We start from the raw sequence: 24,316 nt of genomic DNA, 5'->3' as shown, positions 1-24,316 counted from the left end.
ATTATGAGGGCACAATTCAGAACGGTTGTCGATAAAATATCGGTTACGAAAGAATTTGGTAGACTGCGAGCGCAGATACGTAAGCAAGCACTGTCATATACACCAGTTGAATCATTGGCCATTTCCAGCCGTGCGTTTCACGGTATACCACTGCAAGTGTGCTCATGCATTGCATAGCAAATGTGTAAAAGACCAGAAGTGAAAATCCTACAGCCGGTGTAAAGCGTGGACCTCCGGTATCCGGATTAATCTCTTCTTTCATGCGGGCTTTGATTGTAGTCTCATCATCTTCCTTCACACTTCCAATGCTATAGATGGTTGCTATGGTACCTACAAACACTTCACGTGCTGCGAACGATGTGATCAATGCTATACCTATTTTCCAATCATAACCCAAAGGTTTAATCGCTGGCTCTATAGCTTTCCCGATTATACCAGCATATGAATTTTCGAGTTTATAAGCAGCGATACGATCAGCCATTCCTTCTTCAGTCAGTCGCATATTCTTTGTTTGCTCCTGCACCACTTCTTCTGCTTTACTCATTCTGTCTCCGGGACCATAACTTCCCAATACCCATAGAATGATTGTGATGGCCATAATTACTTTACCGGCTTGCAACACAAATGCTTTCGTTTTTTCAAGAATAGTAAAGCCTACATTCGACCATTTGGGAATTCTATAGGTAGGAAGTTCCATCATCAGATAACTCCGTTCCTTTACATTGATGATTAGTTTCATTACCCATGCGGATCCCATCGCAGCAACAAAGCCAAGCAAATATAGTCCCATGAGCGCGAGACCTTGCAGGTTAAAGAATCCAAGTGTTTTTTGATCGGGTACGATAAGTGCAATCAGAATTGTGAAGATTGGTAATCGTGCAGAGCAACTCATCAATGGTGTTACCATAATAGTAATGGTACGCTCCTTCCAATTGTCAATTGTGCGTGTAGCCATGATGGCTGGTATAGCACACGCTACACCAGACATTAATGGAACAACACTCTTTCCGTTCAAACCAAATTTGCGCATCATTTTATCCATCAGAAAAACAACGCGTGCCATATAGCCTGACTCCTCCAATGCTGAAATGAAAGCAAAGAGAATAGCGATCTGCGGAACGAAAATTATAATTCCACCAAGTCCGGGAATAACACCTTCTGCTAAAAGACTTGTGAGTGGCCCTTGGGGTAATACAGAACTTATGTACCGACTGAGATTAGCAAATGCACCATCGATAAAATCCATAGGCACCGTGGCCCACGCAAAGATTGCCTGGAAAATAAGGAAGAGTATTCCGAAGAATATAAGATAGCCCCACACTTTGTGTGTGAGTATAAGATCAAGTTGACGGGACCTTTTTTTCCAGGATTGATCAACGGAGGCCTTCAGTGTGATTTCATTCAGCAAATCTTGAATGAAGCTATAGCGATGGATCGTTTCAGCGCCCTGAAATTTACCGGGGAAAAATTTATATTCTGATCTGATCTGATCAACAATATTTTTCCGCTCTGAATTTAGGAACCCAAGTGACTGGGGCTGCTCGAGAAATAAATATGCTTCGTAATCATTGTCGATTCCTACCCGATCGCGAAGTTGTTTCACAGGGAGCTTTGCATCATCCCAGATAGAAAAGATTGTTTTATCAGACACTGGCAGCGTTGCTGCCAATTGAGTTTTTAATTCAATTATACCAATGCCATTGCGTGCGTTGATAGGAACAACCGGCACCCCCAGTTTTTTAGAAAGTAGTTGAAGATCGTAACTGATGCCGGCCTTTGCTACGAGGTCCATCATGTTTAACACCAGTATCGTTGGCAAGCCTATATCTATTACTTGCGTCAACAGAAGTAGGCCGCGCTTTAAATTTGTGGCGTCTGCAACAACAATAATTTTATCGGGTGTAGCGGAAGAATGATGGTCAAGCAATACTTCAGAAACAATTTGCTCATCCAGACTTCGTGGATATATACTATAAATGCCGGGGAAGTCAACAATCTCTACAACGCTTCCATCAAGAAGCGAGCAGGCGCCAGTCTTTTTTTCAACCGTAACTCCTGGAAAGTTTCCTATCTTTTGATTGAGACCAGTAAGGTAATTAAACAACGATGATTTGCCCGAATTCGGATTCCCGACCAATGCAATCTTTAAACGTTTACCGGAGGCCATTACACTAATTCAGGATTGAGATGGTCGCAGCTTCATCCAGCCGAAGCGAAAGTTCATAGCCTGAAACACTGATACACACCGGATCACCAAATGGAGCAGTAAAATTGAAACGCACCGAAGCGCCTGGCAGACAACCCATTTCCATCAGTTTTACAGAGAGATGATCATCCGTAAATCCAGCCACAATGCCCACTTCGCCAGGTTTCATCTGAGAAACATTTTTTAACCGCGTCATCCCCGACTTATTTAGATTAAATTTAAACAAGGCAAAGATATGGGTGGTTCCAGTCTTGAGCAAATGATTTATTTTTAGATCCGTGATGTTGTTATAGCATCGACAATGCTGGAAATGACAAAGAAAAAGAAGGAATTAAAGAAAGCGAAAGAGAAACCTGAGCCTAAATCTCAACCCGTAAAAGAGGATTCTTCTTCCGAAGAAAATTCTTTTGACTTTGGAGGCATTCCTTCACGGGACTTAAAGAAAAACCTTGGCTGTGGCTAGCGTCACAAGAAAGAACTGACACTTACAAAGATGATGCGAATGCTAACGAGTATAACCATACATCCCACCAGAATCATCATTCGTTTAATAGGAAGCCTGCTTGAAAAATAAGCTGCTATAGGGGCTGCAATTATACCCCCCACAATAAGTCCGGCAATGATCTGCCAGTGACTAAGTCCTATCACTGCAAAGAAAGTTATAGAACTCGCGAGAGCTACAAAGAATTCAGTGAGGTTTACAGAGCCAATGGTATAGCGCGGGTGCCGGCCTCCGGCAATCAATGTAGAGGAAACGATTGGCCCCCAACCTCCGCCTCCTATAGAATCCATGAATCCGCCAAAGGTTGCAAGCTTCGGTATAGCTTTCGTTTTAATTTTTTTGCTGCTCCCGATAATGGCTTTCCTGATAATTATAACGCCCAAATAAAGTGTATATGCCGCTATGAACGGCTTTATATAAATGTTATACTCTTCCAATGAAGACAACACATATGCACCAAGAATGGCACCGATAACACCTGGCAACAGGAGAGTCTTGAATAGTTTTTTATTTACATTTTGAAATTTCAAATGCATGAGTCCTGAAACTCCGCTGGTGAAAATTTCCGATGTATGTATGCTGGCACTTGCTGCTGCGGGTGGAACTCCAAAGGAAAGCAGGAACGTAGATGCACTCACACCATAGGCCATGCCTAATGCACCATCAATCATCTGAGCAATGAAGCCCGCTACGATGAACAAATAAAAATCTTCATTAAGCTGACTGATCCAGGAGCCTGCTACTTCAATAAAATTGTAAGAGTATAGAATCGTTCCTAACGTAAAAACAGAAACCACTACGATGATCGAAATGTAAACATACTTCCAGTTAAAGGAAGGCTTTTGAGGTGCCTGCAAAGTCGTTACTTCTTCAAATGATTGCTGTCTTTCCATTTCAAATAATGTCTTTATCCTCTATTCTCTATCGATCTAGTATACAAATATGAAGCCACCGACATTAACGGCCAAATATTCGGAGAAAAAAGGGGCTAAAATTTTGATAAAATGCCTTTCAGATGATTTTTAAATGCTTTCGGCAACAAAAACGCGCTTAACACGCTCACTTGTGTTCGTTAAAATTTCGTAGGGAATAGTTTTTATAGAAGACGCAATTTCTTGAATGGGCAACTGCGTTCCGAACAGGATCACCTCGTCACCTTCTTTTACATCAACTCCTGTTACATCAACCATCGACATATCCATACATACATTGCCCATGACAGGAGCACGCTTCCCGTTAATAAGCACTTGACCAACACCTCTGCTAAATGCGCGACTAAATCCATCTGCATATCCAACAGCAATTGTTGCCAATGTCAAGTCATGTCCTGCAACGCCTCTCCTTCCATACCCGATGCTTTCTCCTTTATTAATTTTTCTCACCTGTGATACGATTGTTTTCAATGTTGCTACAGGTTTTAACTCCTGAAATTTTTCAGCCGTAGGATCAACACCGTACAACCCAATGCCCAGGCGAACCATGTCAAATTGAAAATTAGCAAGGCGCAAAATGCCAGGTGTATTGAGTATATGATATAGTGGCCTATATCCTAATACGGCAGCTATAGCATCAGCCCATGATTTAAATTTCTCCGCCTGTTGTGTTGAGAAAGTATCGTGTTGAGATTCATCCGCTCCTGCCAGATGACTAAATATAGAAGCTACTTTGATGGTAGGATTTGCAACCAATAACCGGATGAGTTCATCCAGATCGCTTTCCTCAAAACCAAGGCGATGCATTCCTGTATCGAGTTTAACATGAACGTTGCAGGGTTTACCATTGAGGAAATATATAAGGGCCTTGAGAATTTTGAAACTATATACTTCCGGTTCGAGGTTGTACGTTAGAATTGAATCGAAACTTTCTTCCGATGGATTCATCACCATGATGGGAAGTGTAATGTGATTCTTCCGGAGGTCTACACCTTCGTCCGCGTAAGCGACTCCTAAATAATCTACTTTATGATACTGCAGTATATTTGCTATTTCATTGCTGCCACTTCCATACGCAAATGCTTTCACCATTACCATGATGCGCGTTGACGAATTTAAACGTGAGCGAAAAAAGTTAAGATTGTGAACAAGCGCCCCGAGGTTTATTTCCATCACCGTGCCATGCACTTTACGTTGCAGACGACTCACAATTTTTTCGAATTGAAAACTGCGTGCGCCTTTTATAAGAATCATTTCGTCATGAAGATGATCTGTGTCAAACGTATTTAAAAACGTTTCTGTGGTCTCGAAAAACGAAGCGCTAGAATGAAACATGTTTTTATACTCTGCGAGCGCGCTTCCTATACCTATAAAATTGTCAACTTTATTTTGGTCGATTAGCGTTGCTATTTGTCTGACAAGGTCTTTTTTATCGAGTCCGGATTCAAGTATATCAGATAGTATAACGCGCTTGCGTGTACGCTGATGTTGATGTGAGAGAAACTGCAAACTTATTTCAAGTCCGGCTAAATCATTGTTATAAGTATCATCGATTAACTGACAATGATTGATACCTTCTTTCAACTCCAGCCGCATGTGTACAGTGCGCAGGGTCTTTACACTTTCCTGTATATATATATGATCGTACTTCAACCACAATAAAAGCGCTATGCAATGAAAACAGTTTTCAATTGACGCAGGATCAGAGAAGGGTAATGACAATGAGAAATTCTGATGTTCGTAAGAGACCGTAAAATCAGATGCGTTTTTGACAACAACTATATTCGCATCGGACGAATAACCCCATGTAAAGCATTTTCGATTACTCGCAGCTATAGCCTGATCGATCGGCTGATGGTCTTTGCAATAAATAACAATTTCCGCGAGATCAAATAACTTTAGCTTCTCCTGTATTTTTTGTTCCCGATCCGTAAAGCCTTCATCATGCGCTGACCCGATCGTTGAAAATATACCGATCGTTGGCCTAATAACGCGCGCTAATTTCTGCATTTCATTCGGACGGGATATACCCGCTTCAAAAATTCCAATCTGGTGATGCGATTGAATTTGCCATACTGACAACGGCACCCCTACCTGTGAATTATAGCTTCCCGGATTTTTAACCACACTCAACTGCTTGGATAACATTTGAAATAGCCATTCCTTGATTATCGTCTTCCCGTTACTACCCGTAATACCAATCACCGGAATTGAAAATTGCGATCGATGAAATGCTACTATACTCTGAAGTGCATCTACTGACGATTCGACCTGTAAAACGTTAGCTCCCTGAAGCTCTTCCAAATTTTCAATGCCATGCTCCAATATAAATTGACGAACACCTTTGGTATATAATTCACGGATATAGCGATGACCATCATGTCGCTCGCCTGTTATAGCAAAAAATAAAGTATCCGGTATAGCTGTAGTTTTCCGACTATCAATAATGAGCGATCTTATAGATCTGTCTTCAGAGTAAAGAAGGATCTTACCTCCTGCTATATTTGGAAGTTGTGAAAAGTGAATCATGGTTTAAAATAAGCGAGCACCGTTCGGTACTTTTTTGTCAATAGTGCTCAAAACAACTGCTTTATTCTCGTCCGGGAAACCCGTTATTAAAACTTCAGAAACAAAATTCGCGATTTGCTTTGGAGGAAAGTTAACCACGCAAATCACTTGCTTCCCTATCAATTGCTCGGGAGTATAGTGATTCGTTATCTGAGCACTTGACTGTTTAATACCAAGTTCGCCCAAGTCAACCCAAACTTTGAGGGCTGGCTTCTTGGCTTCTGCAAACGATTCCGACCGGATAATGGTGCCTGCTCGCAAATCAATTTTCAAAAAATCTTCCCACGTTAACATGGCTAAAATGTTTAAAAACTATAAAATTCCCTATAAATTTGAATTAACCCACTGAAGTTACACTCAAAGAAATGGCATTACATGTTTAATTTTGTACTTTGGGGAAACAAAAAATAAAATTCTGGCGTTATCATTAAGCGCCTTGAAGCCTAAATACAAATGGAATGAAGCTTAAACTTCAGCATATATTCGTTACGGCTTGTTTGAGTATTATGACTCCAGCAGGAGTCTTTATGCTTCATGCTCAGGATGCGTCCTTTGATGGAGCGACTGCTTCACCTGAAAAAGAGCGTATAAATTACTATCCTGGTGGCGAAGGAGAACCTTCCGGAGGTGCCAGCGGCGTTACCAACAACGCCAAGTCAACAACTATATCGCGTGATTCTTCGAGCTTCAGAAGCTCTCCAGCCCGCACAACTTTACCGTCAGAATCTCCAAAAAATGTGGCCAAACCTGCAGGCAACGAAGACGATGTGCTCTCTTTCAACTTCCTATATTATATCATCAGGAAGTATAAACTTCAGGATATCGTAGATTAAAACATGCTTTTTTTATTTCTATTCATATATTTGCAACCATGTTGCAGATATTGAGAGGGATACTTTTTTTTGTTGCTATACTTATTCTCGCCGCTAACTGTTTTGCACAGATTCCGTCTTGCAATCTTTCATTGAAAGGGAGTGTAAAGGACAATGAAGGAAACGCGTTAGTAGGAACTGCTCTTTGGATTGAATCCATAAACCTTGGAAGCGTTGCTGCTACAGATGGAACATTCACGTTCGATAACCTCTGTGCAGGAAGATATACTATATCAATAAAATTTATAGGGTATAAAGATAAAATCGTTACTGTAGATATACCCATGACCAATGCAATCAAAATTACCCTGGAACAAGATTTTCAACTTCTGCATGAAATTGTGGTGGAGGGAGAGCACGCACAACAGCATGCTATATCACAATCTGTAAGTGTTTTATCATCGGAGCAACTTGATGCGAATAAAGGAAAATCCCTGGGGGAACTATTACGGCAACTTCCGGGAGTAAGTTCGTTGAATACCGGTCCGACTATATTTAAGCCTGTTATTCAAGGATTACATAGTCATAGAATTCTTGTATTAAACAATGGCATACGCCAGGAGGGGCAGCAATGGGGAATCGAACATGCTCCCGAGATTGATCCATTCATTGCCTCCGAAATAGAAGTTGTTAAAGGTGCTGAGACTGTTCGCTACGGTGCAGATGCGATTGGTGGAGTAATTCTTGTAAACACTCCTGAGCTAAGCTACACCAATACATTAAAAGGAGAACTAAATATAGGCCTGATGTCTAACGGACGGCTTGGCGTTGCTTCGGCAATGGTAGAAGGTGGATTTAAAAAGAGCGAGAACTGGGGCTGGCGTTTACAAGGAACCGGTAAAAAGGCAGGAGATTTTCAGGCGCCAAACTATAATCTCTCCAACACGGGTGTTCATGAATATGACTTCTCAGGAACACTTGGCTATAAAAAGAATGACAAGCAAGTTGAAATTTACTTCAGCAGCTTCAATACGCAAATTGGTATTCTAAGAAGCGCACACACCGGAAACTTAAATGACCTTCAGAGTTCTATCGAAAATCAACAACCCTGGTATGTTGCAGATTTCACATATGACATCAATAATCCAAGACAAAAAATAAATCACCAGCTACTGAAGGTAAAAGCATCAAAAGAAATCAAGGGACTGGGGAAGTTGAATATACTGTACGGAGCACAATACAATCAACGTAAAGAATTTGATATACGAAGAGGCGGCCGCAGTGATATACCAGCATTGTCATTAGATCTGTTCAGCAATGTAATAGACGCCTCTTTGGAACATAACATCAAAAACTGGTCGGGAAGTATAGGTATAAATGGTACGTTTAGAAATAATAGTAATGAACCTGGTACGGGTATAGTTCCACTTATACCAGACTATAATTTATACTCTGGCGGACTTTTCCTCATCGAAAAACTAAGAAAGGAAAATTGGGTACTGGAACTCGGGGCACGCTTCGATCATCAATACCTTCAGGTGCTTACTTTTAATAATCAAAATGATCTTATTAAGCCAACTTTCAATTTTGACTACCTGTCCGGATCTATTGGAACCTCTTACTTTTTTACCAAACAGTCACGCTTCATTTCAAATATAAGTATGTCCTCAAGGCCCCCTCATGTCAGTGAGTTATATAGCCAAGGGCTCCACCATGGAACAGCCTCTGTTGAGGAAGGATTAATGCTACAAAATGGCGATTGGTCCGCAGATCAATCTTCAATAAAAAAAGAAGTTTCTAAAAAGTGGAGTAATACATATCAGTTTGTTACGGAGAAGATAGGTTTCGAGATTACAGCTTTTGTAAACCTCATCGATAAATATATATATCTACAACCTACGGAAACACGGCTCACAATTCGTGGATATTTCCCCGTCTTTAAGTATAAGCAAACGGACGCCCTGTTTGTAGGAGGTGACGCTTCGGTGAATTTCAGTATAACGGAACATCTCACCTACACCGGAAAATTTTCATACTTATACGCGCGCGATGTCACCAGAGATGATAAGCTACCGCTTATCCCTCCAACGCAGCTTGAAAATGCTTTGAGGTATTCATTTAATAACACAGGTCAGTTCCAAAAACTATATATATCCGTAAGTATACCAACCACTCTAAAACAGTACCGCGCTCCACTTACGGTTTACCCAAAAGATATACCAAGCTATGTAGGGAATCAGAATTTTGATTTTATGCCTGCGCCACATGCCTATACACTATTGAATATTGAAGCCGGAGGAAAGATTCACATTTGGAAACATGATCTATCCATTACCCTTAGTGGTGAGAATTTACTGAATACATCGTATCGTAACTATATGAACAGGCTACGCTACTACGCAGACGATTTGGGAAGAAATATCATGCTAAGACTTAAATACAATTTTACTAAAAACAACTAACCAAAATTTAAAACCAATGAAGACAAACAAACCTTATCAGTTGAAGAACACCGTTCGGTTTTTATTTTCCGCTTTTTTACTTGCAACAATGTTGCTTTCATCTTGTAGTAACGATGATCCTGCTCCTACAAACGAAGAGGAAGTTATCACAACGCTGATCGTTGACCTTACTCCTGCTTCCGGTAGCGGAGTCTCTGCAGTGCAATTGAAGTTTTATGATGCCGATGGAGATGGGAGTGTAGCACCCGTTATCACTCCCACAGTAGCACAATTAAAAAAAGGCGTTACCTATACCGGAGCCATTACTGTCTTGAATGAAACAGAAAATCCTGTGGATGATGTTACACTCGAGATTAAAGAAGAGAAGAATGCTCACCTTTTTTGCTTTACAGTCAGTGGAACAGATGTAGCGGTAGCATATGCCGACAAAGATGACAATAACCTCCCTATAGGGTTAAGTAATACATGGGTAGCAGGTGCATCCGGAAGTGTAGGAACTGTACAAGTCGTACTTCGTCATCAACCTGGACAGAAAACAGGAGTTTGTCCTGGTCCAGGTGAAAGTGATATGGATGTTACCTTTCCTGTTCAAGTTATTGATTAACAAAAAGTATAGCTATATATCTATTCTATACATCAATCAACTGCATAAATAGAAAGAGGCCGGTGTTATGACACCGGCCTCTTTTATTTTTTGGGTATAAAATCTTAGTAGTTCGATCCTGCTCTGATCATTGCGCAACGGAAACCGATTGTTGCTGTTGCTGAATCTTTATCCAAATATCTTCTTGTACCTGGAGACATCCAATATGCTACATCCTTCCATGAACCTCCTTTATATACACGAGCATTGTCGTTGATAAGGGATGTAAATGTTTCAGGATTCTTTTCTGCATCACTATTGTAACCAGATGACGGATCAAGGAAACCATCTCTTCTGATTGGGTTAAGGTCATCAAAATCCTGGTATGTTGTAGGACGATATGTATCTTGTACCCACTCACTCACGTTACCAGCCATATTGTATAAGCCGTAGTCGTTTGGAGGGAACTCATATATATATGAGGTAATCAACGCACCATCATTCAAGCGGCCAGCTATACCAGCATAGTCACCACGACCACGCTTAAAGTTAGCCAACATGAAACCCATTTGTTTTCCATAAGGGTTACGTACTGCGTGACCATCCCAAGGATAAATGCGTTGGTGTGTTTGCATTTCTTCTAACCACTGTGTTCCTATCAAAGCTTGTGCTGCGTATTCCCACTCAGCCTCTGTTGGGAGACGGTAAGCAGGTACCACGATTCCAGATTCCAATGGAATACGTCCATCGCTTTCTGCATATTCTTCACCTGCGTTTTCTGCAAGCTTAATGTTTACAGCACGAGTTCTCCATACTGAATATTTATTAGCCTGATTCCATGTGATACCCACTACTGGGAAATAACGGAAGCCAGGATAACGTAAATAGTGATCAACATACGGATCGTTGAATGCTAATTTTCCAACCCATACCATTGTATCGGGAAGGGCTGCCTGGTAAGCTTCTTGTGAAGAATCTTTTGCCAGATAGTGTAAGTATTCTAACCAGTGAATGTTGGCAATCTCTGTTTCATCCATATAGAATGAAGCAACAGAAACTGTTCTTTCGATGTTGTCGCGGTATGACATAACATCTTCTTCAAAGGAACCCATTACTGCACGTCCACCTTCAATGAACACCATATTTGGTGCATCAGGTTGACCTTCGTATGGATTTACCATAAATCCGCCCTGATCTTCGTCATTATAAGCTAAGCCTGTGGCTGAACTCATCTGACCCGGGTTTGAGGCTGTCGGCTTGCCGCCTTTGCCTCCAAAAAGTGAGCAGGCAGACAGGGCAACTGATCCGCCAACGACATACAAAAGAACCCTGAAAGAATACTTCATTTTCATTTCTAGATTTTAATCCAAATGCTAATTAAGGGTATAATCCCATGTTTTCCAAGCAGTCGCATGTTATTAGTGAATCTTTGATAAAAGGGAAAACAGGTGCGTATAAAACGAAGTAAATCCGATTTCATTGTTTCGGGAAATCAACATCCAGTTTTGGGAAGTCTGGCATGGTAGAAGTTCCGTTTAGTTGACATTTTCGAAGGTTAAAGCGAATGGCATACATTTTCGATTATAGGTTTCAAAACTAACGAATATGTTTACCCTTGACGATTTCAGAGTTATGACCTTCGAAAAGAAGTGCGACATCATCACATTTCACGGTAATTATCTGATGCAACGCGTTCTTGCTGATTGTAAGGTTTTCCTCTATTATACAGATGGATTTTTCATAGAAGTTTTTTATTCTCCCAAGTATCAAAAAGTTTTGATGATCAACGCTTTTGACAACACGGTTGGACTTAAACCTTACTTGGATAAAATCTCTTTGGAAGATTTAGTGGTTTCCTGACCGGCCATTCTACTTAACAGTTCAATAGCAGCGTCAACGGTTTTAACCGCATCGATGATAAGCATTGCCTTGCCGGCACTATCTTTCATCTTACACTGCTTCGAATTCTTCTGAACAAACGATAATATCTGTCCGAAGATATCAGAACTAAAGTAGGAGTCTTTGGTGCTTATAAAGTAAGCGCGCAACTTTTCACTCTTCAGGCTCAGTTTTTCAAAGCCGAGCTTTTCACCTAACCAGCGAAGTCTCACGGTATTGATCAATTCCTCCACGGTTGGAGGAATTGGACCGAACCGGTCACGAATTTCATCCGTGAATTTTTTGAGTTGTTCTTCGTCCGGAATATTATCGAGGCGCGAATAAAGCTGTAGGCGCTCCGTTGTGCTGGCGATATAGGTTTCCGGAATCAGAATCTCCAAGTCTGTTTCGATCACACAATCCTGTACAATAAGTTTAGCTTTCTCAGCAAGATCTGAAGCAAACAATTCTTTGAAGTCAGTCTCTTTCAGTTCTTGTACAGCATCATCGAGAATCTTGTGATATGTATCAAATCCAAGATCACTTATAAAACCTGTTTGCTCAGCACCTAGCATATTTCCGGCACCGCGTATATCCAAATCACGCATCGCGACTTTAAATCCATCGCCTAATTCTGAAAATTCTTCAAGAGCCGATAGGCGTTTGCGTGAGTCTGCAGATAAAGATGATGCAGGCGGAGTTAGTAAATAGCAATAAGCTTTTTTATTAGACCGCCCTACGCGTCCGCGCATCTGGTGAAGATCTGATAAACCAAACATATGCGCCTGATTGATCATGATCGTATTGGCGTTTGGTATATCCAGACCAGATTCGATGATGTTTGTAGAAACCAGAACATCGTATTCACCATCAATAAACTTCACCATTACCTTTTCCAGTTTGTCACCATCCATCTGGCCATGGCCGATGCCGATGCGGGAATCCGGAACAAGTCTATATATAGTGTTAGCAATAGATTCAATATCATTTACGCGATTGTGCACAAAGAAAACCTGTCCACCTCTTCGTAGTTCATTACTAACGGCATCGCGAATTATTTCTTCATTAAAGGTATGAAGCTCTGTAGTTACCGGCTGACGATTTGGCGGTGGCGTTGCAATGATACTAAGATCACGTGCACCCATTAAAGAGAAATGCAGTGTGCGTGGAATTGGTGTAGCTGTTAACGTAAGTACATCAACGTTTACTTTCAATTCCTTCAACCGATCTTTCACCTTAACACCGAACTTTTGTTCTTCATCAATGATGAGTAAACCGAGATCCTTAAACTCTACATCTTTACTCACAATACGATGTGTACCGATCAATATATTTACTTTGCCTTCTTTCGTTTCTGCGATGATCTTTTTTATATCACTATCCGTTTTGAAACGCGAAACATACTCAACTCTCACCGGGAAATCAGAGAGACGATCGCGAAACGTTCTATAGTGTTGCATTGCCAAAATTGTAGTGGGCACCAGTACAGCAACCTGCTTCCCTTCTGTCGCAGCCTTGAATGCAGCGCGTACTGCTACTTCCGTTTTGCCAAAGCCTACATCACCACACACAAGCCGATCCATCGGGTGTGGGTTCTGCATATCTTTCTTTACATCTTCCGTGGCACGTGCCTGATCCGGAGTATCTTCATATATAAATGATGATTCTAACTCCGCTTGTAAAAATCCATCTTGAGAATATGCAAAGCCAGGCGCTGTTTTACGCTTGGCGTAAAGTTCTATTAATTCCTTCGCTATATCTTTTACACGCTTCTTGACTTTTGATTTCTTCGTCTCCCACTCTTGGGTGCCGAGCTTACTCATGACAGGCGGAGTACCTTCTTTGCCAGAGTACTTTGAGATTTTATGAAGAGAGTGAATGCTCACATATAGCAAATCATCATCACGGTATACCAATCGAATTGCTTCCTGATCATGTCCGTTCACATCACGTTTTTCAAGGCCTGCAAATTTGGCAATGCCATAGTCAATGTGTGTTACAAAATCTCCGGGTTGAAGTGTATATAGCTCGCGAAGCGTAAGCGCCTTCGATTTGGTAAATTTTTCTTTCGCTTTATAGCGGTGAAATCGTTCAAAGATCTGATGATCGGTATAGCAAACCAGTTTCAGATTCTGATCTACAAAACCTTCACGCAATGCAAACTCCAGCGGCTGGAATTTCAATTCTATATTTATCTCCTCGAATACACCCTTCAGTCGTTCGAGCTGTCTGGGCATATCGGCAGCGATAAAATTACTCAGCCCTTGTACCTGATGATCGTACAGATCACCAGCCAGTAATTCAAAATTTTTATTGAACGATGGCTGCGCTGAAGATTGATAATCAAAAGTGCGTGCATTCTCAAGAATGAATCTGCTTCCGAATTCAACGCGTGTAAATGAAGTCGTTCGCTGGAGAAATGCCTCGCCTGTATCAAATAACTTTTCAGGAGAAGACACTACATGCGCACCACTTGCCTTTAATATTTTATCGAACGATGCATCTGCTCTTTCAAAACTTTTTTGAACTATGTCTTTTGTGAGTTGTACATCCTTAAACCACAATTTTGTTTCTGCAGAAATAAATTCAAGCAACGATTGACGTTCCTCCTGAACTAATTTCGTCTGGACGTTGGGTATAATATTTACCTTATCCAGTTTGTTGACGGACAACTGTGAGCCTGGCTCAAATGTGCGGATACTGTCCACTTCATCACCAAACAATTCTATACGATACGGGATCTCATACGCAAACGAGTATATATCAATGATCCCTCCGCGTATAGCAAACTGACCTGCTTCATATACAAAGTCAGTCTTTTCAAAATCATAATTATGCAGGAACTCCTCCAGGAACGCTATATCAAGGCGTTCACCAAGTTTTACTGTAAATGTGTTTGATGCAAGTGATCGTTTATTGATTACTTTTTCGCTGAGTGCTTCCGGGTATGTAACAATTATTTCCGGAGTTGTTTTACCTGACAGGCGATTTAAAATTTCTGCACGCATCAGGATATTAGCGTTCTCCGTTTCGTCATACTCATAAGGCCGCTTGTATGACATCGGGAAGAAAAGTACTTCACGATCCAGAAGATTTTGAAGATCGTTTTGAAAGTATGCGGCTTCTTCACGATCCTGAAGTATAACGAGATAATCCTGTGGATGTACTTTAAAAGTTGCTGCAACCACTACAGCATCAAGACTTCCTGATAGACCTTTGATACGAACAACCTGTGCTTTGGGCGCGCGAATCCCTTCGGCTACGGTCTTTATCAAACCATCCGCTTTATAGATACTTAAAAAATCGATCGCCCTCACGTTTCCGTTGTCAGTTATTGGTTGTCCCGGCTGTAAGCAACCATATATAGGTAGCTTAAGATGAGATAACAGGAAAAAGAAAAGCTGCAAAGATAGCGTCCTTCAAAATCCCCACCAGACTATTGCAAATTATATTTTTGTTTCTGGTGGATGACTATTCATCAATGACTTATTACCTTTCCGCATTGCAACAGCTGATCTAAACAACTGTACCATGAATTTTGTTCAACAGCTCTTACTCTATATCAGCATCACGGCCTTTGCTTTTTTAGTAATTGGCCTATACAAACCTTGGGCAATGTTGTGGTGGGAAGATGTGCAAAACCGGAGAAAGGTTATCAAGCTCTATGGTGGCATTGCATCCACTTCATATATTGTATATTGGCTTATGTTCTTTATCATTAAATAACATGAAGAATCGATCTATACTCCTATGGGTGTGTGTGTTTGCCGTTACAGCCTGTAATAAACCACAGGAAACGAAAACAAACGAGCAACCCTCAACCACCATTGCCGCAAATGATTTGCCTGCGATGACTATAACTTCGTTAGATGGAAATCAGTTTTCGGCAAAAAACTTAACAGGGAAAAATATTATCATCATGTTTCAGCCTGATTGTGATCACTGTCAACGTGAAGCAAAACAGATTGGTGAAAACATAAAGGCCTTCAAGGACTACCAGTTATACTTTGTATCTTCAGCAACACGCGAGGAGCTTCAAAAATTTGCTTCCGAATATACATTAGATAAATTCAGTAATGTTCATTTTGGCAGTACATCGGTAAATGATGTGATCAATACATATGGCCAGATCGAAACACCTTCTATATACATCTACGATGACCGTAAACTCATTCAGAAATTTAACGGTGAAGTGGAAATATCAGAAGTGGTAAAACACCTCTGACTATGGCGCGTGTTTTCCTGACAGCAGAGTGGCGCAAGCTTGCCCTGGCAAACTATGCAGTAGATCCAGGCATCCTTCAACGTCATCTTCCATATAAAACAGAACTTGATTTATGGAATGATACCTGCTATGTAAGCCTGGTTGGGTTTATGTTTGTCAATACACGCCTGCTTGGATTTCGTATACCTTTTCATTCTACGTTTGAGGAGGTTAACCTTCGGTTCTATGTACGATATAAAGATGTTGATGGATGGAAGCGCGGTGTGGTGTTCATCAAAGAGATTGTACCGAAGCATGCATTGACTTTTGTCGCGAACAAGATCTATAAAGAAAATTACCAGACCATGCCAATGACGCACCGCTGGGAAACCGGCGAGAATGATCTTACTGTTGAGTACCGTTGGAAATTAAAAGAATGGAATTCTCTCGAGGTGACCACCTCAAAAAATGCAGTCGCGATTAAAGTGGGAAGTGAGGAAGAATTTATCACTGAACATTATTGGGGTTATACCAGGATAAGCAATCAGAAAACATCCGAATACGGCGTTGAACACCCACAGTGGAAAGTATACCCGGTGAAGAGTTATGCTATAGATGTTGGTTTTGGAAGTATATATGGAAATGAATTTGAATTCTTAAAAAACGAGGCACCTGTTTCTGTTTTCCTGGCGGAGGGATCTGATATAGTTGTACGAGAAGGATTAAAATTTGAATCAGGGTTCTGCTAAGAACTTAATGAAAACCAAATCACTGTTGCCAAAAGAGAGATTAACCAGATGATGAGAAGTGTGCGCAGTCTTCTTAGTCTGCGGTGTGCGGTTTCTTTGTCGCTATGGTTCGACTGCATGGTATAGGTTGGGGAGTAGTTTTCCATTACGATCGTTACGGGACTTGAGCACTGATAGTTTACCTTTTGATGGGTGATTTTCACAAAAAGTTCAAATCAAGTATATAAATACCGTAAGACACGTTACGATTATCTCACCCTAACGAACGTGTAGGAGATCGTCTTTCCATTGCCTTCAATAGAAGCTTCGTTTATATCTTCATTATTCTTGCGTACAAATTTATACCGGATGATCTTCGGAAAATCATGCTTCGGGTTTTCTGCTACAAATGTAGTCGCATCGTATTTTGTTATTTTGAATTCAACAGGTCCCTGCTCTCCAGCAACATCCGGTATATAGTAGAATGAATTGTTCTGATACTTGATTACAATCTCTTCAGTAATCGTGGTGTCCGCGGTATTCTTTACACGATATGAAATTCCTCGCAACACTTTTTGATTCTCATCATAAGTCCAATGCTCAAACGAATTTTTGTCCTTTAACTTCCAAGTACCAATCAACCATCCAAATTCTTTTTGTTGCGCAAAAAGACTTGGACCTAACGCAACACAGGTGAGTATGATAAGGACAATTCTCATAACTTTCATTTTTAGCAAGGTAGTCATAAAGCAAACCTTCCATCGTAATTAATTCATCAACAATAAAATTAATTGACAAGCACTCTTTGTTACGAAGACTATATAGGTTGTTACTTCATCGCGAGATATACAAACCTCAGCTAAATTTTACCATCCAGAAAAAACTGACAATATTGACATAACAGTTAGAACCAAAATCCGAAAGTTTTCGTACTTAAGATACCAAAGGTTAAAATCTGGCAGCAGGCGAAAGATGTGGGGCGTGAATTAACTGACAAAATTTCTTTCTAAAGGCTTTCTGCCTGGTTTTTGATTAACTAAAAACAAGCTTAATTAAATTGTGATTATGAAAAGATTTGCATCACTTTTTCTGGCAGCGGTGCTCGGAAGTGCGAGTACGGTTGCTACATTTAAATGGTTGGATAAAGATAAAGAGGGCGTGAAACTGGAATACCTTAGTGGTACACCTATATCTAAGGTGGCCTATAAGGTTGATGAGAATGGCCAGGTGATTCCTCTCGACTTTACCAAGACTGCTGAACTGGTAACACCTGCAGTAGTATTCATTCGTTCTACACAGGAAGGAAGTACACGCAATGAATCATCACCTGAAACATTCGATCCTTTCCGTGAGTTTTTTGGTCCACGCATGATGCCCCAAGGTCCTAGCCAAAGTTCAGGCTCGGGCGTAATTGTAAATGAAAACGGATATATAGTTACCAACAATCACGTAGTACAGGATGCTGACGTAGTAGAGGTGACACTATATGATAACCGTACCTATAAAGCTGAAGTTGTAGGTACAGATCCTGATACAGACATTGCGTTGATTAAAATAAATGAGAAAACTCTTCCACATCTTTCATTTGTGGATTCTGATAAAGCGAAGGTTGGTGAGTGGGTGTTGGCAGTAGGAAATCCGTTCAATCTGAACTCTACTGTAACAGCCGGTATCATCAGTGCAAAGGGAAGAAGTATTAATATACTTCAACGTAATTCACAGGAAGGCAATACAGCAATTGAATCCTTCATCCAAACCGATGCTGCGATCAATCCTGGAAACAGCGGTGGTGCGTTGGTAGATTTGAATGGTGGCTTGCTTGGTATTAACACCGCTATAGCGAGTCCAACAGGTTCATACTCCGGGTATGGTTTTGCAGTACCAGCCAACATCGTTAGCAAAATTGTTGAAGATCTTATTCAGTTTGGTATAGTGCAACGCGGTTGGTTAGGAGTATCAATCGGCAGTGTTAACAGTCAACTGGTGAAAGAACATAATCTGCATGTTAACGCGGGCGCATATGTATCCGGTTTTGCTGCGGCTAGTTCTGCAAAAGATGCCGGATTGAAAGAAGGAGATGTCGTGGTGAAAATTGATGAAGCTCCAATTCTTTCAAGCTCTGCATTGATAGAATATATAGGACGCCATCGTCCGGGAGACAAAGTGAATGTAACTGTAAACCGGGATGGTAAAGAAGTCACTTTACCTGTGGTTCTAAAAAATCGGGATGGAAAAACCGGGACAGTGAAACCCGAAGAACGCACTGGTTTTGCATCACTCGGATTAGAAGTTGAAGAAGTAGATGGAAATGTTCTGAAAAAATTAGATATTAACAACGGTGTTCGCGTAAAAGAACTCGGAAGCGGCAAGCTGGCCAAGTACACTGATATTCGTGAAGGCTTTATTATCACAAAAGTGAACGAGGTGTCAGTGAAATCCGTTAAAGAGTTTAACGAACTATTGAAGAAGAAGAAATCTGGTGAATTGGTAATTCTCTCAGGCACATATGAAGACGTTCCAAGAGAATTCAATTATGCCTTTAGAATGTAAACTTTATAGGAATATATGAGGAGACTTTTTAAAAAGGGCGAACGTGTTCGCAGCAAGATTGATGGTAAAGTGATGGAAGTTCTCAAGTACATCAAAAACAATTTTGTAGAAGTTAAATGGTTTGATCTTGAAAGTAAGGAAATCAGAACAAACAAGATCAAAGAAGATAAACTCTCCAAGGCAGCATAAATCGTTAAAACGTTATCCGTTAACAGAACTTTAAAAGTCAACAACTGTTAACGGATAACAGTTAACGTTTAGCAACTTCCACTAACTTTGCAGTTAGTGTAAAATTTAATTGCCATCAAAAAATTTGATATCCCAGCATATTACCGGTCTTCCATTACTGGTAAAATAAAAGAAGCACGCAGAATTAAAGATCTGCGTAAGCAAGACTTCTCTCCTACGCTTTTAGACTTCGGTCCAGTACAATTTTATATAGCACGTCATTTTGGTTTTTGCTATGGTGTAGAGAACGCTATAGAAATAAGCTATCGTGCCCTCGAAGAAAATCCTGACAAGCGCGTTTTTCTATTGAGCCAGATGATTCACAATCAGGAGGTGAATAATGATTTGCAAAGTCGCGGAATCCAATTTATCATGGACACTGACGGCAGGCAGTTTATACCTTGGGATGATCTGAAGAAGGAAGATATAGTGATCATTCCTGCCTTCGGTACAACTGTTGAAATTGAGCATCTCCTATTAGACAAAGGCATCGAAGTCCAAAAGTATAATACTACATGTCCATTTGTAGAAAAGGTTTGGAATCGTTCTGAAAAATTGGGCAGTGAAAATTATACTATCATTATCCACGGGAAGCCAAAGCATGAAGAGACACGCGCAACATTTTCGCACAGTGCTCAAAGCGGTCATTCAATAATCGTTCGTGATATAGAAGATGCCCAAGCCTTGGGTCAATATATATTAGGCATAAAAAGCAAGGAAGAGTTTTACAAAGAGTTTGCAGGCAAACATTCCGAGGGATTCGATCCGCTTCAGGATTTGAAACGGGTTGGTGTTGTGAATCAAACTACCATGCTCGCAACGGAAACGCAAGCTATAGCGGATTACTTCAGACAATTAATGATACAGCTATATAGTATAGAAAACATCAAGGAGCATTTTGCAGATACGCGTGACACATTATGTTACGCCACAAATGACAATCAGGACGCTACATATCAGTTGTTAGAAACTGATGCTGACCTTGCTATTGTTGTAGGAGGATATAACAGCTCTAATACGTCTCACATTGTTGAGTTATGCGAGCGCAAATTTCCAACCTACTTTATAAATTCAGAGAAGGAAATAAAATCGGAAGAAGAGATTCATCACTATAACTATCACACAAAACAAAATGTTGTGACGCACTCTTTCCTGCCTGGTAAAAACATAGTCAAGATTATTTTAACAAGTGGCGCCTCATGTCCTGATACCTTAGTGGACAGAGTTATGCTGCGTGTTCTTGAGTTCTTTAAACCAGAACGATCTGTTGACGAGATTCTGACAAAATTTACTGGAAGTCCGCAGTCGTAAAAACTGCAGACTCCAGTTATATTTTAACTATTCAGCTTCAGCAGTACTTTTTCTTTTACGCGAGGCATCTTCAACCTTCTTGCCATTACGGTGTTCTCCTAAAATGACCACGTCTTTTGTTATTTCATATTGTCTGGCAGCTTGCATCATTGCCTCATATGTGTCGCGGATAAGAATCGTACCACCCGATTTTGCACCCTTATTGCGTATTTCAAGCCAAAACCCGTCTTTTTTCTTCTTCGGTAATACTGGAGGTCTTCCCATGATTTAATTGTTGTAGTTTAATATTATAACCCAATTGTGAACCTTTTGGTTCTATTTTCTTTGATGGAAGGGAGATTCTGTTATATTTTAGGCTTCTCCCTACGCAATGATACGAGGTTTAATTCTTTTTATTTGTATAGTGCTTGCTTTTTCCGCTACAGCACAACAAGAAAGTCGATCAACAGACTCGACAAAAATACTCTCCGAAGTAGTGATAGAGGCCTTTCAATACGATAGACCTTTATCAGAAATACCGGCTTCGGTTGGTGTTGTAAGTGAAAAAGACTTTTCAAGATTTAGCAATTCTTCACTGCTTCCTGCGATCAATACTATACCTGGTGTCCGAATGGAAGAACGTTCACCAGGAAGCTACCGACTGGCTATACGCGGAAGCTCACTACGCTCACCCTTCGGTGTGCGAAACGTTAAAGTATACTGGAATGGTTTACCCTTTACAGATGCAGGTGGAAATACCTATATCAATCTTTTTGATCAGAGCTCTTTTCAACAGGCTGAGGTTATAAAGGGGCCTGGGACAAGTTTATATGGTGCAGGTACAGGTGGTGTACTGTTACTAAAAAATTCTCCCGCTACACCGAGTGGCGTAAATATTTCTGCATTGGCAGGAAGCTATGGTCTTATGCAATATAGTGTACAAGCAAAAGCACAGGATGAGCAATCAAGCATACGGGTGCTCTATGCGCACCAGCAATCCGATGGGTATCGCGAACAGACCAAAATGGCGAGAGACGTTATACAGGCACAAGGCGATTTTATGGTAAGTGATAAAGGAACTTTGTCCACGAACATTTTATATACGGATATATACTATCAAACACCGGGTGCACTTACTAAACAGCAGTTCGATGAAAATCCAAAGCAAGCACGGCCAGCAAGCGGAGCCGGCCCTGGTGCGGTCGAACAACACGCCACTATATATAACAAAACTTTTTATTCAGGCTTAAGTTATGACTATCGCTGGAATGACCGGTGGTCTAATAAGACAGGTGCATATGGAACGCTTACTCAATTTGATAACCCAACCATCCGTAACTACGAACGCAGAGCGGAGCAAGGACTTGGTGCACGAACCAATACACAATACGATTTCACAAAGGGGAAAGTAAATTTTGGCGGAGAATATCAACGCAGCTTTTCACCTGTGAAAGTATATGCGAACAACCTCGGGCAAAGTGCCGCATTGCAAACTGATGATGAGATTTCCATCAATACATACTTTGCTTTTGCACAAGCAGAATTCTTTCTTCCTTCTGATTTCTTTGTAACGCTTGGCGGAAGTATAAATAAACTTAATGTATCGTTTCTGCGATTATCAGATATGCCTTCCTTTGAAGCGGATAGGAAATTTGATGTAGTTTTCTCACCCCGAGTTGCTTTGCTTAAAAAAGTAAACGATGATCTATCTATCCATGCAAGCTATAGCCAGGGTTACTCGCCTCCTACTGTTCAGGAGCTATACCCGTCTGCCGGGTATTTTGACCAGAGTTTAAATCCCGAACGCGGCAACAATATCGAGTTTGGTGTTCGCGGAACAGCGCTCCAAAAAACACTATCATACGATCTTGTAGTATATAATTTTCATCTCGATCAAACCATTGTTGTAAGACGTCTCGAGGACTCCGGAGAGTATTTTGTTAATGCGGGAAAAACACTACAACGTGGTGCCGAAGTACAATTGAGCTGGTCGCCTGATTTATCGCCTCAGGCTTTTTTATCCGACTTCAGGCTTTCGACAAGTTATACTTTCAATGATTATACATTTAAAGACTATAAAAAAGATAATACCAGCTATGACGGCAATGATCTAACTGGTGTAGCGCCTAACATACTTTTCGCGAGTATGGATGCTGAGCTTCAACCGGGTGTTTATGCGAATGTAAACTATACCTATACCAGCAGTATACCATTGAACGATGCCAACACCGACTACGCAGATAGTTATTCACTGTTGGCAGCCCGCGCAGGCTTTCGTAAGGAATGGAAGAAGTTATCGCTCGATATTTTTGGCGGTGTCGACAATCTGCTTGACAAGAAATATAGCTTGGGAAATGACCTGAATGCACTCGGAGGCCGATACTATAATGCTGCACCTGGCATTAATTATTTTGCCGGTATAAAAACAGGTTGGAAGCTTGAGTAGTTATACATATAGTGCTTACATGCCTTTATAAAAAATAGAATGAGAGGTATTCCCGAAGCTATTCATCAACGTGTACAGACCTTATTACAGCAACAGGTTTCTTCTTCTATTATTATAAAAGACTTTTCATTTATAGCGGGAGGATGCATCAATAATGGAGGTAAACTTTCAACATCGGAGGGAAGATATTTTCTTAAGTGGAATGATGCTTCAAAATTTCCAGGCATGTTCGAAGCCGAGGCAAAGGGCTTGAAAAAACTTAGCGCTACGCAGAGCATTTATATACCAGAAGTTATCGGAGTATCCGAAGCAGAAGGATATCAATTTCTTTTATTGGAATTCATTGATCAATCATCACGATCAGCAAATTACTGGAAGGATCTTGGACAACAACTCGCCACACTTCACCGAACCAGTTCTTTATTTTTTGGACTAGATCACTCAAATTATATAGGTTCACTTCCTCAAACGAACGCAACAAATTCTTCCTGGGTCGATTTTTTTATTCATCAACGGTTGCAAGTTCAGCTAAAACTCGCGATGCAATCAGGACTTGCCGAAAAATCTCTTCTCCGAAACTTCGACGCACTATATATCAAGCTACCTTCGCTCCTTCCGGAAGAGCCACCTTCGTTGCTCCATGGTGATTTGTGGAGCGGCAACGTGATCACCAGTCACAACGAAGCGCCTTGTTTGATTGACCCTGCAGTATATTTTGGCCACCGCGAAATGGACTTGGCTATGACACAACTGTTTGGAGGATTCAATGCCGAATTCCTGGAAGCCTATCACGAAGAGTTTCCTTTGTTGCCTGAATTTCACAATCGCATTGACCTCTATAATTTATATCCATTGCTCGTACACGTGAATCTTTTTGGCAGCAGTTACCTTGCACAAGTAAATTCTATTCTCAAGCGATTCGTTTAG

General features: G+C 40.8%; 21 protein-coding genes. 12 read left to right on the top strand and 9 right to left on the bottom strand.

What is annotated here, in order from left to right; translation table 11 throughout:
• Positions 1–43: 43 nt before the first annotated feature.
• Together feoB and B5Y40_RS16405 are read right to left on the bottom strand one after the other, a co-directional pair.
• Positions 44–2,167: a ferrous iron transport protein B gene (gene feoB, locus B5Y40_RS16410; RefSeq protein WP_079687871.1), complete on the bottom strand. Its 2,124-nt coding sequence runs from the start codon at positions 2,165–2,167 to the stop codon at positions 44–46.
• A 4-nt stretch (positions 2,168–2,171) separates the two neighbouring features.
• A complete protein-coding gene (locus B5Y40_RS16405) occupies positions 2,172–2,402 on the bottom strand; it encodes a FeoA family protein (protein ID WP_079687870.1) in 231 nt (76 codons plus the stop codon).
• Positions 2,403–2,516: 114 nt separating this feature from the next.
• Between B5Y40_RS16405 and B5Y40_RS29670 the strand changes: the two genes are divergently transcribed.
• Positions 2,517–2,669 (top strand): hypothetical protein, encoded by a 153-nt coding sequence (locus B5Y40_RS29670; protein ID WP_159453723.1) that lies wholly within the window; start codon positions 2,517–2,519, stop codon positions 2,667–2,669.
• A 2-nt stretch (positions 2,670–2,671) separates the two neighbouring features.
• Here B5Y40_RS29670 and B5Y40_RS16400 read toward each other — a convergent pair whose 3' ends face one another.
• From B5Y40_RS16400 to B5Y40_RS16390, 3 genes are all read right to left on the bottom strand, one after another.
• Positions 2,672–3,601, bottom strand: a complete 930-nt coding sequence (locus B5Y40_RS16400) for a sulfite exporter TauE/SafE family protein (RefSeq protein ID WP_079687869.1) — start codon at positions 3,599–3,601, stop codon at positions 2,672–2,674.
• 129 nt (positions 3,602–3,730) lie between these two features.
• The gene (locus tag B5Y40_RS16395; protein ID WP_079687868.1) at positions 3,731–6,169 is read right to left on the bottom strand and encodes a bifunctional UDP-N-acetylmuramoyl-tripeptide:D-alanyl-D-alanine ligase/alanine racemase; all 2,439 of its coding nucleotides are present in this window, start codon (positions 6,167–6,169) and stop codon (positions 3,731–3,733) included.
• Between the two features lie 3 nt (positions 6,170–6,172).
• On the bottom strand, positions 6,173–6,502 hold the full coding sequence (locus tag B5Y40_RS16390; RefSeq protein ID WP_079687867.1) for a tRNA-binding protein: 330 nt from the start codon (positions 6,500–6,502) through the stop codon (positions 6,173–6,175).
• Positions 6,503–6,666: 164 nt separating this feature from the next.
• On the opposite strand from B5Y40_RS16390, the gene B5Y40_RS16385 reads away from it, so the two are divergent.
• From B5Y40_RS16385 to B5Y40_RS16375, 3 genes are read left to right on the top strand one after another with little or no spacing between them, the layout of a single operon-like run.
• Positions 6,667–7,041 carry a hypothetical protein gene (locus tag B5Y40_RS16385; RefSeq protein ID WP_143785794.1) on the top strand — a complete coding sequence of 125 codons (375 nt, stop codon included), beginning with the start codon at positions 6,667–6,669 and terminating at the stop codon, positions 7,039–7,041.
• A gap of 38 nt (positions 7,042–7,079) precedes the next feature.
• Entirely contained in the window at positions 7,080–9,482 is a 2,403-nt protein-coding gene (locus B5Y40_RS16380; protein ID WP_079687865.1) for a TonB-dependent receptor, read from the top strand.
• Positions 9,483–9,498: 16 nt separating this feature from the next.
• Positions 9,499–10,086 (top strand): hypothetical protein, encoded by a 588-nt coding sequence (locus B5Y40_RS16375; protein ID WP_079687864.1) that lies wholly within the window; start codon positions 9,499–9,501, stop codon positions 10,084–10,086.
• A 104-nt stretch (positions 10,087–10,190) separates the two neighbouring features.
• Here the strand turns inward: B5Y40_RS16375 and gldJ are convergent, their stop codons facing one another.
• Together gldJ and mfd are read right to left on the bottom strand one after the other, a co-directional pair.
• Entirely contained in the window at positions 10,191–11,417 is a 1,227-nt protein-coding gene (gene gldJ, locus B5Y40_RS16370) for a gliding motility lipoprotein GldJ (protein WP_394333191.1), read from the bottom strand.
• A gap of 465 nt (positions 11,418–11,882) precedes the next feature.
• Complete coding sequence (mfd, locus tag B5Y40_RS16365) at positions 11,883–15,260, bottom strand: transcription-repair coupling factor (RefSeq protein ID WP_079688464.1); 3,378 nt, start codon at positions 15,258–15,260, stop codon at positions 11,883–11,885.
• A 214-nt stretch (positions 15,261–15,474) separates the two neighbouring features.
• Between mfd and B5Y40_RS29665 the strand changes: the two genes are divergently transcribed.
• The 3 genes from B5Y40_RS29665 to B5Y40_RS16355 are packed head-to-tail and all read left to right on the top strand — an operon-like array spanning position 15,475 to position 16,896.
• On the top strand, positions 15,475–15,669 hold the full coding sequence (locus tag B5Y40_RS29665; RefSeq protein ID WP_159453722.1) for a hypothetical protein: 195 nt from the start codon (positions 15,475–15,477) through the stop codon (positions 15,667–15,669).
• A gap of 1 nt (position 15,670) precedes the next feature.
• Complete coding sequence (locus B5Y40_RS16360) at positions 15,671–16,168, top strand: peroxiredoxin family protein (RefSeq protein ID WP_159453721.1); 498 nt, start codon at positions 15,671–15,673, stop codon at positions 16,166–16,168.
• Between the two features lie 2 nt (positions 16,169–16,170).
• Positions 16,171–16,896, top strand: a complete 726-nt coding sequence (locus B5Y40_RS16355) for a YqjF family protein (protein ID WP_079687861.1) — start codon at positions 16,171–16,173, stop codon at positions 16,894–16,896.
• Positions 16,897–17,144: 248 nt separating this feature from the next.
• Here the strand turns inward: B5Y40_RS16355 and B5Y40_RS16350 are convergent, their stop codons facing one another.
• A complete protein-coding gene (locus B5Y40_RS16350) occupies positions 17,145–17,594 on the bottom strand; it encodes a DUF6265 family protein (protein ID WP_143785793.1) in 450 nt (149 codons plus the stop codon).
• A 346-nt stretch (positions 17,595–17,940) separates the two neighbouring features.
• Between B5Y40_RS16350 and B5Y40_RS16345 the strand changes: the two genes are divergently transcribed.
• The 3 genes from B5Y40_RS16345 to B5Y40_RS16340 all read left to right on the top strand — a co-directional run bounded on the left by B5Y40_RS16345 (position 17,941) and on the right by B5Y40_RS16340 (position 20,964).
• A complete protein-coding gene (locus B5Y40_RS16345) occupies positions 17,941–19,425 on the top strand; it encodes a Do family serine endopeptidase (protein ID WP_185145734.1) in 1,485 nt (494 codons plus the stop codon).
• A 15-nt stretch (positions 19,426–19,440) separates the two neighbouring features.
• Complete coding sequence (locus tag B5Y40_RS29660; protein WP_159453720.1) at positions 19,441–19,614, top strand: hypothetical protein; 174 nt, start codon at positions 19,441–19,443, stop codon at positions 19,612–19,614.
• Positions 19,615–19,722: 108 nt separating this feature from the next.
• On the top strand, positions 19,723–20,964 hold the full coding sequence (locus tag B5Y40_RS16340) for a 4-hydroxy-3-methylbut-2-enyl diphosphate reductase (protein WP_317043562.1): 1,242 nt from the start codon (positions 19,723–19,725) through the stop codon (positions 20,962–20,964).
• A 27-nt stretch (positions 20,965–20,991) separates the two neighbouring features.
• Here the strand turns inward: B5Y40_RS16340 and B5Y40_RS16335 are convergent, their stop codons facing one another.
• Complete coding sequence (locus B5Y40_RS16335) at positions 20,992–21,228, bottom strand: hypothetical protein (RefSeq protein ID WP_079687858.1); 237 nt, start codon at positions 21,226–21,228, stop codon at positions 20,992–20,994.
• A 106-nt stretch (positions 21,229–21,334) separates the two neighbouring features.
• On the opposite strand from B5Y40_RS16335, the gene B5Y40_RS16330 reads away from it, so the two are divergent.
• Positions 21,335–23,389, top strand: coding sequence for a TonB-dependent receptor (locus tag B5Y40_RS16330; protein ID WP_079687857.1), 2,055 nt, complete (start codon positions 21,335–21,337; stop codon positions 23,387–23,389).
• Between the two features lie 39 nt (positions 23,390–23,428).
• Entirely contained in the window at positions 23,429–24,316 is an 888-nt protein-coding gene (locus B5Y40_RS16325; protein ID WP_079687856.1) for a fructosamine kinase family protein, read from the top strand.

The organism is Ohtaekwangia koreensis, from assembly GCF_900167975.1.
In the GTDB taxonomy this organism is placed as follows: Bacteria; Bacteroidota; Bacteroidia; order Cytophagales; family Cyclobacteriaceae; genus Ohtaekwangia; species Ohtaekwangia koreensis.
Note: the sequence above shows the minus strand (reverse complement) of the source record. Positions and strands in the feature narration are given on the sequence as shown.